General features: G+C 71.3%; 17 protein-coding genes. 8 read left to right on the top strand and 9 right to left on the bottom strand.

What is annotated here, in order from left to right; genetic code table 11:
• The first annotated feature begins 77 nt into the window (after positions 1–77).
• Positions 78–2528, top strand: a complete 2451-nt coding sequence (locus OG329_RS10310) for a [protein-PII] uridylyltransferase (protein ID WP_405794297.1) — start codon at positions 78–80, stop codon at positions 2526–2528.
• Between the two features lie 160 nt (positions 2529–2688).
• Positions 2689–4239, top strand: a complete 1551-nt coding sequence (gene ffh, locus OG329_RS10305; protein WP_385798565.1) for a signal recognition particle protein — start codon at positions 2689–2691, stop codon at positions 4237–4239.
• Between the two features lie 79 nt (positions 4240–4318).
• Here ffh and OG329_RS10300 read toward each other — a convergent pair whose 3' ends face one another.
• From OG329_RS10300 to OG329_RS10260, 9 genes are all read right to left on the bottom strand, one after another.
• Positions 4319–5569, bottom strand: coding sequence for a phosphopentomutase (locus OG329_RS10300; RefSeq protein ID WP_405794296.1), 1251 nt, complete (start codon positions 5567–5569; stop codon positions 4319–4321).
• Positions 5570–5581: 12 nt separating this feature from the next.
• Positions 5582–6742, bottom strand: coding sequence for an alanine racemase (locus OG329_RS10295; protein WP_405794294.1), 1161 nt, complete (start codon positions 6740–6742; stop codon positions 5582–5584).
• A gap of 2 nt (positions 6743–6744) precedes the next feature.
• On the bottom strand, positions 6745–7848 hold the full coding sequence (locus OG329_RS10290; protein ID WP_405794293.1) for an aminotransferase class V-fold PLP-dependent enzyme: 1104 nt from the start codon (positions 7846–7848) through the stop codon (positions 6745–6747).
• 1 nt (position 7849) lies between these two features.
• Positions 7850–8848: a phosphotriesterase gene (locus tag OG329_RS10285; RefSeq protein WP_405794291.1), complete on the bottom strand. Its 999-nt coding sequence runs from the start codon at positions 8846–8848 to the stop codon at positions 7850–7852.
• A gap of 59 nt (positions 8849–8907) precedes the next feature.
• On the bottom strand, positions 8908–10185 hold the full coding sequence (locus tag OG329_RS10280; protein WP_405801752.1) for a YhfT family protein: 1278 nt from the start codon (positions 10183–10185) through the stop codon (positions 8908–8910).
• 190 nt (positions 10186–10375) lie between these two features.
• On the bottom strand, positions 10376–10732 hold the full coding sequence (locus tag OG329_RS10275) for a DUF2620 domain-containing protein (RefSeq protein WP_405794290.1): 357 nt from the start codon (positions 10730–10732) through the stop codon (positions 10376–10378).
• Positions 10733–10745: 13 nt separating this feature from the next.
• Positions 10746–11132, bottom strand: coding sequence for a transcriptional antiterminator (locus OG329_RS10270; protein WP_405794289.1), 387 nt, complete (start codon positions 11130–11132; stop codon positions 10746–10748).
• A 126-nt stretch (positions 11133–11258) separates the two neighbouring features.
• Positions 11259–12197: a GntR family transcriptional regulator YhfZ gene (gene yhfZ, locus OG329_RS10265; RefSeq protein ID WP_405794287.1), complete on the bottom strand. Its 939-nt coding sequence runs from the start codon at positions 12195–12197 to the stop codon at positions 11259–11261.
• 144 nt (positions 12198–12341) lie between these two features.
• Positions 12342–13232 (bottom strand): methyltransferase domain-containing protein, encoded by an 891-nt coding sequence (locus tag OG329_RS10260; protein WP_405794285.1) that lies wholly within the window; start codon positions 13230–13232, stop codon positions 12342–12344.
• A 769-nt stretch (positions 13233–14001) separates the two neighbouring features.
• On the opposite strand from OG329_RS10260, the gene OG329_RS10255 reads away from it, so the two are divergent.
• The 6 genes from OG329_RS10255 to rplS all read left to right on the top strand — a co-directional run bounded on the left by OG329_RS10255 (position 14002) and on the right by rplS (position 17624).
• The gene (locus OG329_RS10255; protein ID WP_356593934.1) at positions 14002–14595 is read left to right on the top strand and encodes a hypothetical protein; all 594 of its coding nucleotides are present in this window, start codon (positions 14002–14004) and stop codon (positions 14593–14595) included.
• Between the two features lie 228 nt (positions 14596–14823).
• On the top strand, positions 14824–15270 hold the full coding sequence (rpsP, locus tag OG329_RS10250) for a 30S ribosomal protein S16 (RefSeq protein WP_405611715.1): 447 nt from the start codon (positions 14824–14826) through the stop codon (positions 15268–15270).
• Positions 15271–15272: 2 nt separating this feature from the next.
• Complete coding sequence (locus OG329_RS10245; protein WP_003980229.1) at positions 15273–15512, top strand: RNA-binding protein; 240 nt, start codon at positions 15273–15275, stop codon at positions 15510–15512.
• Between the two features lie 161 nt (positions 15513–15673).
• Complete coding sequence (gene rimM / locus OG329_RS10240; RefSeq protein ID WP_405794283.1) at positions 15674–16306, top strand: ribosome maturation factor RimM; 633 nt, start codon at positions 15674–15676, stop codon at positions 16304–16306.
• Positions 16307–16320: 14 nt separating this feature from the next.
• On the top strand, positions 16321–17142 hold the full coding sequence (gene trmD, locus OG329_RS10235; protein ID WP_405801751.1) for a tRNA (guanosine(37)-N1)-methyltransferase TrmD: 822 nt from the start codon (positions 16321–16323) through the stop codon (positions 17140–17142).
• 131 nt (positions 17143–17273) lie between these two features.
• On the top strand, positions 17274–17624 hold the full coding sequence (rplS, locus tag OG329_RS10230) for a 50S ribosomal protein L19 (protein WP_023538359.1): 351 nt from the start codon (positions 17274–17276) through the stop codon (positions 17622–17624).
• Positions 17625–17669: the final 45 nt, after the last annotated feature.

Below are 17669 nucleotides of genomic sequence, written 5' to 3'. Positions count from 1 at the left end.
CGCGCTCGGAGACCGGACGCGCAGCGAAACCGGGCGTCCCGCACGCGAGACGCCCGCCGAAAGACGGGACCTGCCGGGTGACCACTCCTGAACAGACGACCGGACAACCGGACTCGGGACCCAGCGGCTACGCGGCGGCCCGGCTGCGCCTGCTCCACGAGAAGACACGGCCCGGCCCGCCGCGCCGGGCCGCCCTGGCACGCCTCACGGACGACTGGCTCCACGCGCTGTTCACCGCCGCGGCCCGCGAGGCGGGCGTCCAGGGCGCGGCCCTCGTCGCCGTCGGCGGGTACGGACGCGGCGAACTGTCCCCCCGCAGCGACCTCGACCTGCTCCTCCTGCACGACGGCAGCTCCGACGCCGCGGCGATCGCCGCGCTCGCCGACCGCGTCTGGTACCCCGTATGGGACCTCGGGCTCGCCCTCGACCACTCCGTACGGACGACCACCGAGGCCCGCAAGACCGCCGGCCAGGACCTGAAGGTCCAACTCGGGCTCCTCGACGCCCGTCATGTCGTCGGCGACCTGGCGCCCACCGCCGCGCTGCGCACCGCCGTACTCGCCGACTGGCGCAACCAGGCGCCCAAGCGCCTTCCCGAACTCGACGAGCTCTGCCGCGAACGCGCGGAGCGCCAGGGTGAGCTCCAGTTCCTCCTCGAACCCGACCTCAAGGAGGCACGGGGCGGGCTGAGGGACGCCACCGCGCTGCGCGCCGTCGCCGCGTCCTGGCTCGCCGACGCCCCCCGCGAGGGTCTTGCCGCCGCCCGCCGCGCGCTCCTCGACGTGCGCGACGCCCTGCACCTGACGACCGGTCGCGCCACCGACCGGCTCGCCCTCCAGGAGCAGGACGGCGTCGCCGCGGACCTCGGCGCCGACGACGCCGACGAACTCCTGCGACAGGTCTACGAAGCGGCGCGCACCGTGTCGTACGCCTCCGACGTCACCTGGCGCGAGGTCAACCGCGTCCTGCGCTCCCGCGCCGCCCGCCCCCGTCTGCGCGCCCTCCTCGGCGGCAGCAGGCCCGCCCCGGAGCGGACGCCGCTCGCCGAAGGCGTCGTGGAGCAGGACGGCGAGGCCGTGCTCGCCAGGACGGCGCGCGTCGAACGCGATGCCGCGCTGCCCCTGCGCGCCGCTGCCGCCGCCGCCCAGTCCGGGCTGCCGATCTCGCCCTACGTCGTCCGGCGGCTCGCCGCCGCGCGCCCGCTGCCCGTGCCGTGGCCCGCCGAGGCGCGCGAGGAGTTCGTCACGCTGCTCGGCGCCGGGGAGCCGACCGTCGCAGTCTGGGAGGCGTTCGAGGCCGAAGGGCTCATCACCCGCCTCATCCCCGAGTGGGAGCGCGTCCGCTGCCGGCCCCAGCGCAACGCCGTACACACCTGGACGGTGGACCGCCACCTCGTCGAGACGGCGGTCGAGGCGTCCGCGCTGACCCGGCGCGTGAGCCGACCCGACCTGCTCCTCGTCGCGGCACTGCTTCACGACATCGGCAAGGGACTGCCGGGCGATCACTCCGTTGCCGGTGAGCCCGTCGCGCGCGCCGTCGCCCTGCGGATCGGCTTCGACCGTGCCGACGCGGAGGTCGTCGCCACGCTCGTACGCCACCATCTGCTGCTCGTCGAGACGGCCACCCGCCGCGACCTGGACGACCCGGCGACCGTCGGCGCCGTCGCCGAGAAGGTCGATTCGCTGTCCACCCTCGAACTGCTCCACGCGCTCACCGAGGCCGACGCGCTCGCCACCGGGCCCGCCGCCTGGTCCACCTGGCGCGGGTCACTCGTCACGGACCTCGTCGGCCGTGTCGCCGCCGCCCTCGCGGGCAAGGCGCCCGCCGCCCCGCGCCCCGTGGTGACCAGCGCGGAACAAGAACGCCTCGCCGTCGAGGCACTGCGCACCGGCGGCCCCGTCCTGTCCCTGCACGCCCAGCCCGAGCCTCCTCAGGAGGACGACGAACCGGAGCCGGTCGGCGTCGAACTGCTCATCGCCCTCCCCGACCGCCCCGGCGTCCTGCCGGCCGCGGCCGGGGTCCTCGCGCTGCACCGGCTCACCGTGCGGGCGGCCGATCTGCGCACCGTCGAACTGCCCACGGCGCTCGGCGAGGCATCCGACGTCCTGCTGCTGAGCTGGCGGGTCGCCGCGGCGTACGGCTCCCTGCCCCAGGCCACGCGGCTGCGCGCCGATCTCGTACGGGCCCTGGACGGCTCCCTCGACATCCGGTCCCGGCTCGCGGAGCGCGAGGCCGCCTATCCGCGACGTCGCGGCACACAGGCACCGCCGCCCCGTGTGACGGTGGTGCCGGGCAGCTCGGAGCTCGCCACCGTCATAGAAGTACGCGCGCAGGACGCCCCCGGTCTGCTGCACCGGATCGGGCGGGCGCTGGAGGAGGCGGCGGTACGGGTGCGCAGCGCGCACGTGTCCACGCTGGGCGCGAACGTGGTGGACACCGTGTACGTCACCCGCCCCGACGGGGCCCTCCTGACGGAGGGGGAGGCGACAACCGTCGCGAAGGTGGTGGAGGAGGCCCTGCGCGGGTGACCCAGGGGGGCGCGGCCCGGCACCGTACGGGGCGGGACGACGCCGCGTCGGAAGGCCCCGTACAGGCGATCCCACCGGGCAGGGCCCGCCGTGTTCGCCCGGCCGGATACCCTGGAGAGCAATCCACTCTGCCCCCGACCCCTGAGGACCTACGAGCGCCGTGTTCGATACCCTCTCCGATCGCCTCTCAGCGACTTTCAAAACCCTCCGCGGCAAGGGGCGGCTGTCCGAGGCGGACATCGACGCCACCGCCCGCGAGATCCGCATCGCGCTCCTCGAGGCGGACGTCGCGCTCCCCGTGGTCCGCGACTTCACCGCGAAGGTCAAGGAGCGGTCGCGCGGTGAGGAGGTCTCGCGGGCGCTCAATCCCAGCCAGCAGATCATCAAGATCGTCAATGAGGAGCTTGTAGGCATCCTCGGCGGCGAGACGCGGCGCCTGCGCTTCGCCAAGCAGCCGCCCACCGTGATCATGCTCGCCGGCCTCCAGGGCGCGGGCAAGACGACCCTCGCGGGCAAGCTGGGCCTCTGGCTCAAGGGACAGGGGCACTCCCCGCTGCTGGTCGCCTGTGACCTCCAGCGCCCCAACGCCGTCAACCAGCTCGCCGTCGTCGCCGAACGCGCGGGCGTCTCGGTGTACGCCCCCGAGCCCGGCAACGGCGTCGGAGACCCGGTCAAGGTAGCCGAGGACTCGATCAAGTACGCCAAGGACAGGGTCCACGACGTCGTCATCGTCGACACCGCCGGCCGTCTCGGTATCGACGAGGAGCTGATGCGGCAGGCCGCGGACATCCGCGACGCCGTCAACCCCGACGAGGTCCTGTTCGTCGTCGACGCGATGATCGGCCAGGACGCGGTCAACACCGCGGAGGCGTTCCGCGACGGTGTCGGCTTCGACGGCGTCGTGCTGTCCAAGCTCGACGGCGACGCCCGTGGCGGTGCCGCGCTGTCCATCGCGCACGTCACCGGCAAGCAGATCATGTTCGCCTCCAACGGCGAGAAGCTGGACGAGTTCGACGCGTTCCACCCGGACCGCATGGCGTCCCGCATCCTCGACATGGGCGACATGCTCAGCCTCATCGAGAAGGCCGAGCAGACCTTCAGCCAGGCCGAGGCCGAGAAGATGGCCCAGAAGCTGGCGAAGGGGCCCAAGGAGTTCACGCTCGACGACTTCCTGGCGCAGATGGAACAGGTCCGGAAGATGGGCTCCATCTCGAAGCTGCTCGGGATGCTGCCCGGCATGGCGCAGATGAAGGACCAGATCAGCAACATCGACGAGCGGGACGTCGACCGTACCGCCGCGATCATCAAGTCCATGACGCCGGGCGAGCGGCACGAGCCGACCATCATCAACGGCTCACGCCGGGCGCGCATCGCCAAGGGTTCGGGCGTCGAGGTCAGCGCCGTGAAGAGTCTGGTGGAGCGGTTCTTCGAGGCCCGCAAGATGATGTCGAAGATGGCGCAGGGCGGCGGGATGCCCGGAATGCCGGGCGCTCCGGGCTCCGGCGGCGGGCCCGGCAGGCAGAAGAAGCAGCAGAAGCAGGCCAAGGGGAAGCGTCGCTCCGGCAACCCGATGAAGCGCAAGGCCGAGGAGCAGGCCGCGGCGGTACGGCGCGAGGAGGCGGCGCAGTCGGGCGGGGCGTTCGGCCTGCCGGCGGCCGAGGCGGACAAGAACTTCGAACTGCCCGACGAGTTCAAGAAGTTCATGGGCTGACGCCCCTCGGGGCCGTGTGTGACCGGCGGCGCGGGACCACCTGTGTGGTGGCCCCGCGCCGCCGCCGTGTCCGCCGCGGCTACCGCGCCCGGCCGGACGGGCGGTCGGACGGGCGGCCGAGCAGCGTCGCTCCCGTCGTGAGGGCGCCCGCGTTCAGGCCCAGGGCCGTCGCGGCCGTCGCCCCCACGTCCGCCAGGGTGGCGGCGTCCGGGAGGAGTTCGATCCCCGCGGCGTCCGGGCGATGGATCAGGACGGGGACGTACTCGCGGGTGTGGTACGCGTGGCCGATCGTCGGATCGTTCCCGTGGTCGGCCGTGACGATCAGACGGTCGCCCGGCGCGGTGAGCAGCCCCGTCAGCTCGCCCAGCCCTACGTCGACCTGCTCCAGAACGCTCCCGTAGCGCCCCGTGTCCTGCTGGTGGCCCGCGAGGTCGCTCTCCTGGACGTTCGCGACGACGAGGCCGCCCCGCCCGCCCCGTACCGCCGCCAGTGTGTGCTCCAGGACCTCCCCCGTCGCGACGGCGGGGCGCCGTACGGCGGCTTCGCACGCCAGGATGTCCGCCGCCTTGCCGACGAGGGTGACCGGGACACCGGCGCGGGCGGCGACGTCGGGCAGTTGCCGGGTGTGGTCGAGATCCACGCCCAGATGCCGCACCTGGAGGCCGCCGTTGCGGTAGAAGCCGGTGGCCGGGGTGTCCAGGCCCACGGCGCCACCGTCACCGCCCCGTACGTACGTGGTGAGCGCCCCGTCCGCGTGGCCTCCCACGGCGATCACGCGGGCGACCGGCGCGACGGCCCGCACCGTACGGGCGATGGCGAGGATGCGGTCGAAGGACAGGTCGTCCAGACGCCCGGAGGCGTTCCAGTTGATGCCGGGATCGGCCTCCAGGTTGTCGTGGACCAGGACGGCGCCGTCGACGAGCAGGAGTGGCTGCCCCGTCAGGGGCTCGACACGGTGCCCCGCCGACTTCAACGCGTCGCTCACCTCGTCCAGATGCCCGGCGAGCGGGGCCACCGTGACCCGGCTGAAGTCCGCGCCCATCATGGTCTGATGCCCGGCGAACGTATCGGCCCCGGGGTAGCCGAGGGCGGCCCGGCCCGCGGCGACGGGGCGGTCGGTCCGCCGGGCGAGATCCGGGTGCGGATGGACGAGGCCGAGTCCCAGCGCCCCGAGTGCGGGCAGTTGGAGCGGCCGGCCCAGCGAAGCGCGGCAGTGGTCGAGGACATGCCCGCAGGTGTCGGCGGTGAGATCGCCGGGCCGCAGTGACCCCGCGTCCGGCATCGCGCCGATGCCGAATCCGTCGATGACGACGATCACGGTCGTGCTCATGGTGCCGGCTCCTTACCGGGCCCGGCCCTGAGCGTCGTACAGGCCGGTCAGCCGCGGTTCTCCGGTGGAGAGCCCGGCGACGACCGCGACGGTCGAGCGGGTGACGAAGATCTGGGTGCGGAAGGCGAGCACGGCGGTGTCCCCGACCTGAACGTCCGCGGCGTGGGTGGGCAGTTGGAGCAGCCGGTAGTAGTCGATGTTCTCCGGGGGCGCGTCCTGTACGGGCAGGCGCTGTCCGGTGCGCGGCAGCAGGGCGTCGCGGATGTGCGCGCGCGGGTAGAAGCCGCCGCCGTGGATCGCGGGCCGTCCGTCGGCGAGGGTGTGGGCGACCTCGCTGACGTACACGTAGGCGGGTCGTTCGGGCTGCTGGTGGTCGACCGCGTGCAGCGGGGTCGTCCCGGTGAGGGCGTGCCCCGGCTCGCCGTGCGTGGCGCCCAGCTCGGCGAGGAGGGGCAGGGAAGCCATGGAGGTGGCACTGGGAGCGCTGAGTTTCAGCCCGTGGTGCCCCCGCGCGGCCAGCAACTCGCGCGCCTTGATCGCGAGTTGGAAGTTCTGTGTAGCGGTCGGCGCACCGGTCGACGGATCGCACAGGACGCAGGGGAAGGCGGTGACCCCCGCGATCCTGATACCCGGCAGCGCCTCCGCCACGGCGGCGAAGTCGTCGAGACCGGCGAACGGCACGCCGCCCTCCTGCCCCGGATAGACCTTGTCGGTGCCCTCGAGCCGCACGAGAACGTCCTGGACGAAGCCGAGTCGCCGGGCGGCGTCCGAGACGGCGCGGGCGTTGGCGAGGTCGAAGACGGTCACCGTCTCTGGCCGCCAGCCCAGCATCTCGGGCAGTTGACGGGGCGGGATCTGTACAAGGTGGCCGAGGTTGCCGGCCCGCGCCCCCGCCTCGTGCAGCAGCCGCGCCTCGTACGGATCGATCGCCGCGAAACGGGGGATGTGCCGGGCGATCGCCCGGATCAGCGCCGGATTGCGGCCGATCTGCTTGACCACGAACCAGAGCGAGAGGCCGAGCCGTTCGGCCTCACCGGCCAGCAGCGCGGCATTGGCCTCCACGGTGTCGGCGTCGATCACGTACGTGTCGGGCGGGACGGCGCCGGAGCGGTGCAGCGAGACCGCCACGTCGACGAGCGCGGGGTTGCGGGCCAGGACAGCGTCCAGGAACACGTTCAGTCCTTCAGGTCGTGCAGCGAACGGCGGAGGATCTCGATCACCAGATCGGCGCCGGCCCGCATGGGGTTGATCCGCACCGTCCGGTCGGCGAGTTCCGGAGCGTCTTCGAGGGACGAGCTGGACATCCGGTAGACGAGCGGGGCGATCTCGTAGCGGGAGTTGGAGCCTACGGGGTACGGCGCGGCACCGTATCGCGCGGCCACGGCGGGCAGTTCACGCGCGACGGGGCGGTCCAGGCGTACGAGCAGACAGCGGTCCTGCGTGTTGGCGATCCGCACCTCCGCCACACCGGGCACCTCGCCTGCGGCGAGCCGTTCGGCGATCTCCGCGCCGACCCGCGACTGGACGGCCCACATCACGGGGACGTGGATGAGGGCGCGCAGCGCGTCGAGCGCCTGGTGGCCCTGCACCTGGCCGCCGCCCGAGTAGTTGTCGGCGCGCACACGCTCCACGAGGTCCGCTGCCCCGACGACGGCGCCCACCCCCTCGGGCCCGTGCAGTTTGAACAGTGAGAAGCACGAGGCGTCGGCGCCCAGCTCCACGCCGCACGACGGGGCGCGCAGTACCGCGTAGTTGTCGTCCACGATCGTGCGCACCCCCGCGGCGCGGCAGGCCGCGAGTACGGCTCCCGGGTCGTACGAGTCGGCGAGCCGCTGGCGGCTGTGCTGGACGTACGCCCACCTGAACTCACCCGAGTCCAGGGCCCGGCGGAGCGCCGCGTCATCGTTGAAGTCCGCCTCGACGGGGCGCACTCCGAGCCCGCGCAGCGTCACCGCGGTCGTGCGGTAGACCGGCGCCCGGTGGATCAGCAGCGGGTCACCGGGCCCCACGGCGCCCTGAAGCGCGGCCCGGATGGCGCCCGTGCCCGCGCCCTGCACCAGCGCGGCGTCCTCGGCGCCGAAGAAGTCGGCCAGCACCGACTCGACCCGCGCGGTGGTACGGGGCCGGCCCAGGTCCGGCACCACACCCGCGTCCGCCTCGAAGAGCTGCTGACCCTCGAAACGCGCGGCCGTGCACTCCAGCAGCCGGAACTGCATCCGGACCGCGTCGTCCAGCGGGATCGTCGCCAGGGGGAAGGTCCGCGGCAGTTGTACCGACATCTCAGCTCTCCTTCGTGTCCGCGCCGGTCAGGAACCGCAGTGGATTGCGCCGTGTCATCAAGTCGATCAGGTCCTCGTCCACGCCGGCCGCGCGTACCCGGGGCAGGAAGGAACGGAAGAGATGCCCGTATCCCTGGCCGCCCTCCGACCGCAGATAGGCGTGCCGGGAGATGTCGGAGCTGAGCAGGACACGGTCGGCATGGCCCGCCTCCACGAGCGCGAGCAGGAGGCGCAGCCGCGTGGTGTCGCTCTGGTAGTTCTCCTTGCCGACAGTGTCGAAGGCGACGTACGCGCCGCTCGCGGCCAGCGCACGGTGCACCGTCGGGGCGTCGAGAAGGTCCTGGTGGCCCACCGAGATCCGGTGCGGCGGGAGGCCGGCACCGGCGAGCAGTTCGAGCTGTGCGAGACCGCCGCGGCCGAGCTGGGCGTGGGTGGCGACCGACAGGCCGGTGGCGACGGCAGCGTGCGCCGAGGCCAGCAGCGCCCGCGTCTCGGGCTCGCTCGGCACATCACCGTGGCTGCCGATCTCGCCGACTACGCCGGGCCGGATCCCGGTGTCGCCGAAGCCGTCCTCGATCTCCCGCACGAGGGTCGCGGTCAGCTCCTCGACGCTCGCCCCGTCGAGCTCAGTCGGGTGGAACGGCTCGTAGTACCAGCCCGTGGCGGCCACCACCGGCACCCCGGACTCCTCGGAGATCCGGGCCAGGGCCCCGGGACAGCGGCCCATGCCGCGGCAGGTCAGCTCGACGACCAGACCGAGGCCGTACTCCTCGCGCAGGTGCGCCAGTTCCGTGGTGACTGCGGGCCCGTGCTGATCCGCGTGGAGTACCGCCGCGCCCTCCCCGGCGCGGTCGAGATCGAGAACCAGGTGCTCATGGGCGAGGACGGGGCCGCGTACGGCGGAGGCCGGCAACGGGCCGGTGACGGTGCGCAGATGGTGCGGGTGGAGCGAGTGGAGCGGGTGGCGTGGATGACGGGCATCGTCGGAGTGCTGATGCATGGTGCGGGGGCCTTCCTGCTGTGGTGCGTGTTCGCCGCGGTGGGTCTCGGGGCGCCCCCCTATCCCTTGATCGGTGTGAACAGGTCCAGCCAGTAAAGGATGTTCAGCAGCACGCCGCCGACGATGACCGCGGCGGGCGCCGCCGCCATCCGTACCACGGGGCGGCCCATCGACTCGTTGAGCAGGTAGAGCCCGCCGACTATGAGGATGCCGAGGCCCCCTCCCATGACGTTGGCGGCCATCAGCGAACCGAAGAGGATCGCGAGTCCCAACGCGTCGCCGATCGCGCTCCGCAGATGCTCGGAGGAGTCACGCACGCTCGGCAGCTTCCCGAGGACCTTGCCGATGGCGGAGAGCGCCAGCACCTCGAGGGCGAAGACGGCGGCGCCGACGACGGCGGCGAGGAACGGGTTCGGCAGGAGGTAGCCGATGGGGTAGACGAAGGTGAAGCCCGCGATGCCGTACGCGCCGGAGGCGAGCGCGGTCGTCGCGATCAGCGGTACGAAGCCGAAGGCCCGGTAGAAGTCCACCTGGGCGGCCTCCGCGTAGTCGCCCTTGGCGATCAGGAAGCTCGTGGCCTCACCGCCGCCGAACACATGCGACTGGGCCAGCACACAGACGCCCGCCCCGAGCAGCATGAAGAGGGGCAGGTGGCGGCGCAGCCGCAGCGCGCTCGCGCTGAAGAGGGAGGCCATCGGGTCTTCCGCGTCGTCCGCCGCCCCGTTCTTCACCTCCGGGGGCACGTCGCCGGCCGCCACCGCCTTCGCCGCCTCGGCACGGGCCGACCTCCGCTGCGCCAGGTCCTTGTTGACGGCGAAGCCGATGAGCGTCAGGACTCCTACGGCCATGGCGATGGAGCCGGGGAAGATGTCGGGCCAGACCTTCATCGTCATCACGACGAGCGCCAGCTCGACGACCGCCGCGATGCCGCCCCGTAGCCGCCCGAACTGCTTGGTGATGGCCAGCACCGGAAAGAGCGTGAACAGGAACAGGATCGGCGTGGACATCTGCTGGAGCGCGGTCAGGAAGTCGACGGGCAGGTCGTGCGCGAGGCTGTTGGCCCCGTTGAGACCGAACACCACCACGGCGCCCCACGCACCGCCGAGCAGCGGCGCGATCCACTTCTTGGGCGACAGGATGCCGAGGATGTCGGTGGGCAGGAAGACCAGCCACGGGTTGAGCACGCCGGTGGACAGCGCCATCGGGGCGCCCAGTCCGAAGATGAAGCCGGCCGAGAGACCGAAGGACACGGCGGTGGTGGCGCTGCGCGTGGACCGCCCCTGGATGAAGTCGAGCATGAAGGGGCGCACGCCGTCGTTGAAGACGGCCAGTGCCATATGAGAGATGAACGCGGTCAGCGCACACAGCGCTATCACGGTCAGTTGCTGTGCCAGCGAGAGTTCGAGATTGGTCGAACTCGCTGCGAGGACGCTGTTCACGGGATTCACTCCTCAGTGCCCGGCGGGGCTTGGCCCGGCACGGGGTCTTACGAGGTCTGTCGAGCCCTTCCGGGTTCGTACGGGGCCGTCAGCCGCGCGCGGCGATGGCGCGGGCCATGAGCGGGGCGATCACGTCGATCTGGTCGATGGCGAAGCCGAAGACCTTCTTGCCCTCCGCCAGCAGGGCGTTCACCTCGTCCTCCGTGGGAACGGAGCGGCCGAAGGTATGGCAGGCGGGTTGGCCGAGCAGCCCGACGAGTACGCCGAGGGAGGCGCCGGCGCCGGTGTGGCAGGTGCCGAGGAAGTAGTCGGCCTGGCCGCCGCGGAGCTTCATCGCGGCGTCCATGTCGTTGGAGGCAGTGATCTCGATGCCGTCGAGGCCGAGCTTCTTGACGGTCTCCGTGACCTCGGCCTTGCCGACGCCACCGGTGAGGATCTTCGTCATGGCTGATTCCTTCTCATGTCTCGTGCCGTGGGGGCGAGTTCTGGTCGAGCAGGGCGAGGTGCAGTCCGAGGAAGTTGATCTCGGATTCGGGAAGGGGCGCGCCGAGTTCGGAGGCCGCTCGTACGGAGACGGCGCGGGCCCGTGCCACGGCGTCAGGGTGCCCGGCGAGTTCGGCGACGATCTCGGAGTCGGTGGGGAATTGCGCGATCGGCTCACCGTTGAGCAACCTGGTAAGAGCCATCATGAGGTGACTGGTGAGCGTGCCCGCGGTCTCCTCGGTGACGGTGCGCCCCTCGGCGCCCAGGGCGTCCAGCTCGGCCGTCACGAACGCGGCGATCTCGGGCCGGACCTGGCCGCTCTCGCGGAACAGTTGGATGCGTAGAGCGAGCTGATCGTTCATGGTGTTCCCTTCGTCCCCTTCGATACGACAGTAACCAGGATTTTGGATTTTGAGCAGAGGCTGGGCCTCGTCTTTTTCTCGACGGGGAGGGCGTGCCCGCCCCGTCGGGGCGGGCACGCGGGGCGGTCAGTACGACGGGGCGCGCTCACCTCGCAGTACTTCGGCCTGGCAGGTGGTGATGACCGACAGGTCCAGCGAGTCGCGTACGGCGCCGAGCGCCTTCGCCCCCTCGGTCCTGCCGATGATCGCCGCGCTCGAGTTGCGCAGCGCCAGATCACGGGTGACCTCGTCGCCCAGTGGCAGTACGTCCACGCCGGCGCCGAGCCGGTCCTGCACCTCGTCGAGGTTCCACAAGGTGGCGTCGACACGGTCGTGCGCGAACAGATCGCGCAGTTGCATGTACGACGCCTCGACCCACCTGATGTCCGTGCGCCCGGCGAAGACCCGCTCCGCGAGTATGCGCTGGTCCTCGGACGCGTGGTCGACGGCGACGCGCAGCCCGTCCGTCTCCAGGGCCGCGCCGTGCCGCAGCAGCAGCCCGTGCGCCCCCACGTACGTCGCCGGCCCGAGGTCCGCGACGAGTTCCACGGGGCGCTCCTCGATCAGCCGGTCGGCGGCGAAGCGTGAGAGGACCACCAGGTCGACCTTGCCCTCGATCAGCGCGGTGGCGCGGGCCCCGGCGCCGCGCATGAACGTGATCGCGAACGGCGCCCCGGCCTGCTCGAACGCGGCGCGCAGCCCGGTGGCCAAGCCCTCGTACCGGTGCGAGTAAGGCAGCGGCATCGCCGCGAGAAGTGTGCCGAGCCCCGAGAGTCGCCAGAGGACCGAACGGTCGGAGTGGACCAGGAACGTGCCGAGGTGGCCACGTGCGGTCGTACGGATCGCGCCCGCCGTCTCCAGGAGTTGCAGAGCGGCCTGCACCGTGCCGTTGCCGACGCCCAACTCTTCGGCGAAGTCGCGAACGCGGGGCAGGCGGGTGTCCGGCTCGTGGTTGAGCAGCAGGACGGCGAGCTGCCGCGCGGCGAGGCCGTTGCGGGTCAGGAAGCGTTCGTCGAAGCCGGTCACAGAAGGGACAGTAACCAGGATTCTGGATACTGACAAGGGTCCCTCAAGGTGTCCCTCACCGGGCTTCGCTGTCCTGCCGCCCTCAGTAGTAAGAGGGGCGGCAGTACGAAGGGCGGCCGGCGGCCCTTCGTACTGCCGTCGTCGTCAGGGCGTACGTGCGATCAGGTAGCGGAAGACGTTGGGCATCCATACGGTGCCGTCGCGCCGGACATGCGGGTGCAGCGCCTCCGTTATCTCCTTCTCCACCTGCGACTGGTCCGTCGCCCGCACCGCCGCGTCGAACACCCCGGTCGACAGCAGCCCCCGCAGCGCGCTCTCCATCCCCGCGTAACCGAACGGGCAGGCCACGCGCCCCGAACCGTCAGGCTTCAGCCCGGCCCGCGCCGCCACGTCCTCCAGATCGTCCCTGAGGGGCGGACGGTAGCCACCACCCTTCCGCAGCCGCTCGGTCAGCCGCCCCGCGACCCGCAGGACGGTGGACGTCGCGCAGCGCTCCGGCGGCCCCCAGCCGGCGAGTACCACGGGCGTGCCGCGGTCCGCCATCGGCACCGCCTCGGCCAGCGCGGGCCCGAGCCCGTCCGAATCGCCGGCGGCGACACCGATGGGCTGGAACGCGGTGATCACGTCGTAGGCGGGGCGCTCCGCCTCCACGACGGCCGTAGCGCCGCCTGTCAGCACCCGTGCCCCCGCCCGGCCGTCGGAGGCCCCCGACGGTGCCGTCTGCGCCATCGGGCGCACGTCGGGGACGAGCCGCTCGCGAGCCAGCGCGACGCGTTCCCGGTCGGCGTCCACTCCGGTGACCTGGGCGCCCCTGGCGGTCGCGATCAGCAGTGCGAGCCCCGAGCCGCAGCCCAGGCCCAGCAGCCTGGTACCGGGGCCGACCTCCAGGCGCTCGTACACCGCCTCGTAGAGGGGCACCAGCATCCGTTCCTGGATCTCGGCCCAGTCGCGGGCGCGCCCGCCGGCCTCCGTAGAAGGAGCTGTCGAGGCCGCGTTCACCTGCTGCTGGTGGTGCTGGACGAGCGTACGAGTCATTGATAGCGCCCCAATCCGGCCGAGCGGTCCTTGTGCCCTGATTGACAGCCCCGTGTACGTGCGCGGTACGTGCGCGTCTTCGTCCCCCGTATGCCAGGGAACTGCGCATCCGTGCCCGCGTCCAGTGGTTCACGGGCAATCCTTGTGTGCTCCGGTCGTGCGCCCCGGCGCACCGAAAATCGCTCTCACCGGACGTTGTCCGCCTACGGTGCGAGCTTTAGCCGAATCGCCCCTGGCCGCGCCCCGAACGCGCTCGCTCCGCACCTGCGTGGAGTCCGCGTGGGCAAGGCGGAGCGGCGTACGAGGGCCCTCGACGGGCATCTGCGGGGATTGGGCCGAAAGAGTGAGGTCGACGGGGTGAGATCTCTCAACTCCCCACCACCCGCGCCGGTATCGGATGATTGCGCGCGGCCCGTCCCGGCCGGGGCCGATGCCGGGGATCGGCGGCGCGCCCGATAATGTCGTTCTTGTGGTCCCGCCCGCTTGTGGTCCTGCCCTCCCTCCTGAAGAGGTCCGGGCGGCGACGGCGGCGGCGCGGCCGTTCGAACGGTCGTCGGCATGTGTGGGCTCGATCTGGTGTACGTATTTCTCCTACGCGTCCAGACGTAGCCAGCACTACGTACCGGCTTGTGGTGAGAAGCGAGGCTTCTCCACAGATCTACGCACCCGCCCTCGTCGGGACGCATCAAGGGCAACTGACGGGTACGTGCAAAATATTTGGGATGCCCCGGAATGGAACCCGGGAGGGCCCCGGCTCGTTGTTCACGACGTGAGCACGACACCACCTGTTCTCGCCGCAGAGCTGGCGCAGGCGTGGGCCGAGATTCAGCGGCACCACACCGAGCTGCCCGATCTTGCCGCGCCAGAGTCCCTGATCGGAGAATCGTCGTCCGCCTGCGGCGCCGAGCTCTCCTTCGAGCGACTGCTTCACGAAGCAGTCCATGGCATCGCCGCCGCCCGGGGTGTCCGAGACACCTCCCGAGCAGGCCGCTACCACAACCGCCGATTCCTCGCGATCGCCGAGGAGTTGGGCCTGGATCATTCCGACGAACCGCATCCCAGCAGCGGCTTCTCGCTGGTCTCACTCAACCCCGAGGCGAGACGGCGCTACCGCCCCACCATCGAGCGGCTTCAGCGCGCCCTCGCGGCGCACACGGTCGCGACGACGTCCGACACCGAGCGCAGCTTCCGCGGCCCCGCCGCGCGGCACGGCTCGTCGGGTGGAGGCGTGCGCGTGAAGGCGGTCTGCGACTGCGGTCGTAACGTGCGCGTCGTTCCGTCGGTCCTCGCCCAGGCCCCGATCGTCTGCGGCGGCTGTGGCAAGCCGTTCCGCATTCCGGAAGTGGTCGCCGCTGCGAGCTGAGCACCACCGTCGCCCGCCCGGCCCCGGAGCCGCCCCGGTCAGGAGCCGCCCCGGTCGGGCGGGGCGCGGCGCGTCCGGGGCGTGTGGCACAATGGCAAGCTGTACTCGACAGTCGCACAGGACCCCTCTCTCCTCCGGCTGACGCGTCCATCGGGCACACGAGTACCGCAACCCCACGCGGCATGTCGATGTGCCCAACCACGTCAAGATCCAGGAGAGACCACTTCCGTGGCAGTCAAGATCAAGCTGAAGCGTCTGGGCAAGATCCGTTCGCCTCACTACCGCATCATCGTCGCCGACTCCCGCACCCGCCGTGACGGCCGGGCGATCGAGGAGATCGGCCTGTACCACCCGGTGCAGAACCCGTCGCGTATCGAGGTCGACTCGGACCGCGCGCGTTACTGGCTGTCCGTCGGCGCCCAGCCGACCGAGCCGGTTCTCGCGATCCTCAAGCTCACGGGCGACTGGCAGGCGCACAAGGGCCTGCCCGCGCCGGCGCCGCTGCTCCAGCCGGAGCCGAAGGCCGACAAGCGCGCTCTCTTCGAGGCTCTCACCAAGGACGGCGACGAGCCCAAGGGTGATGCCATCACCCCCAAGGCGAAGAAGGCGGACAAGAAGGCGGACGACGCCGACGCCGCTGCTTCGGCGCCCGCCGCTGAGCCGACCGAGGCCTGAGCATGCTCGAGGAGGCTCTCGAGCACCTCGTGAAGGGCATCGTCGACAACCCGGACGATGTGCAGGTCGCCTCGCGCACCCTGCGCCGAGGCCGTGTGCTCGAGGTACGGGTCCATCCCGACGACCTCGGTAAGGTGATCGGCCGTAACGGTCGCACCGCACGCGCTCTGCGCACCGTCGTGGGCGCGATCGGCGGCCGTGGTATCCGTGTCGACCTCGTCGACGTGGATCAGGTCCGCTGACACAGTTGTGAACCGGCACGGGCCGGGGAGGGCCATCGCCCTCCCCGGTTTTTGTCGTCTTCGCGGCGCGGACGCGCAACGCCGCGGCGTCGCTCCGCCGCCGCGGCGTTGCCACAGAAGCCGCAGAGGCCGCAGAAGTTGGAGAACAGGGGCGTGTGCAAGTGCAGTTGGTAGTCGCGCGGATCGGCCGTGCCCACGGCATCAAGGGCGAGGTCACCGTCGAGGTGCGTACGGACGAGCCCGAGCTGCGGCTGGGCCCCGGAGCCGTACTGGCCACGGAACCGGCCTCCACGGGCCCCCTGACGATCGAGACCGGCCGGGTGCACAGCGGCAGGCTGCTGCTGCGCTTCGCCGGGGTGAGCGACCGTACGGGCGCCGAGGCCCTGCGCAACACCCTGCTCATCGCCGAGGTGGACCCGCAGGACATGCCGGAGGCCCCGGACGAGTACTACGACCACCAGCTCATGGACCTGGACGTCGTCCTGGCGGACGGCACGGAGGTCGGTCGGATCACCGAGATCACCCACCTCCCGTCGCAGGATCTGTTCATCGTGGAGCGTCCCGACGGCACCGAGGTCATGATCCCCTTCGTCGAGGAGATCGTGAGCGAGATCGATCTGGTGGAGCAGAAGGCCGTGATCGACCCGCCGCCCGGCCTCATCGACGACAACGCGGTCGTCGCCGCCCCCACCGACGGCGCCGGCAGCCCCGGTGACGACGGCCCCGACGACACCGACCGTCCCGGTAGCGGTGGCCGTGGCCCCGACGGTGCGGGCCGGAGCGAGTCGGCATGACGCACGCCAGCACCCTGCGGGCCGACGTGATCACGATCTTCCCCGAGTACCTCGAACCGCTGAACGTGTCCCTCGTCGGCAAGGCACGCGCGCGTGGCCGCCTCGATGTCCACGTGCGCGACCTCCGGGAGTGGACGTACGACCGGCACAACACGGTCGACGACACTCCTTACGGAGGGGGTCCCGGCATGGTCATGAAGACCGGCCCCTGGGGCGACGCCCTGGACGAGGCGATCGCGGACGGCTACGAGGCGGGCGCCCACGGCCCCGTCCTGGTCGTTCCCACCCCCAGCGGCCGCCCGTTCACCCAGGAGCTCGCCGTCGAGCTCTCCGAGCGTCCCTGGCTGATCTTCGCGCCGGCCCGGTACGAGGGCATCGACCGCCGCGTCGTCGACGAGTACGCGACGCGGATGCCGGTGTACGAGGTGTCCATCGGCGACTACGTCCTGGCCGGCGGCGAGGCGGCCGTACTGGTCATCACCGAGGCCGTCGCACGGCTCCTGCCCGGCGTCCTGGGCAACGCCGAGTCCCATCGTGATGACTCCTTCGCCCCCGGAGCGATGGCCGATCTGCTGGAAGGCCCGGTCTACACGAAGCCCCCGGAATGGCGCGGGCGCGCTATTCCGGACATTCTGCTCAGCGGTCATCACAGCAAGATCGCGCGGTGGCGGAGGGACGAGGCTTTCCGCCGTACGGCTCTCAACAGGCCCGACATGATTGAGCGTTGTGACGCCGCGGCCTTCGACAAGAAGGACCGCGAGACGCTCTCCATCATGGGCTGGGCCCCGGAGCCCGGTGGCCGATTTTGGCGCAGGCCCGAGGCCGTGGAAGAATAAGCCGCTGCCGTACGTCCGGTGCGCGCCCCTGCCACAGGGGGAACGACGCCCACCCGACGCGAACGGCGCTCCGAATTCTCCTTTCGACATTCCGTTGATGACCTGTGGCATCAGCGAGGAAGCAGACCATCATGGCTCACCTGCTCGACACCGTCGACGCGGCGTCGCTGCGCAGCGACCTCCCCGCGTTCCGCCCCGGCGACACCGTGAACGTCCACGTACGTGTCATCGAGGGCAACCGCTCCCGTATCCAGCAGTTCAAGGGTGTTGTCATCCGCCGGCAGGGCTCAGGCGTCCGCGAGACCTTCACGGTCCGCAAGGTCTCCTTCTCCGTCGGCGTCGAGCGCACCTTCCCGGTTCACAGCCCGATCTTCGAGAAGATCGAGCTCGTCAGCCGTGGTGACGTACGCCGCGCGAAGCTCTACTACCTGCGTGAGCTGCGCGGTAAGGCCGCGAAGATCAAGGAGAAGCGCGACAACTGAGCGCAGGCTCGAACTCGCGCATGGTTCCACCGGGCGGCCGGATAA

Origin of the sequence: Streptomyces sp. NBC_01506 (assembly GCF_045040295.1) — a bacterium.
GTDB lineage: Bacteria > Actinomycetota > Actinomycetes > Streptomycetales > Streptomycetaceae > Streptomyces.
Note: the sequence above shows the minus strand (reverse complement) of the source record. Positions and strands in the feature narration are given on the sequence as shown.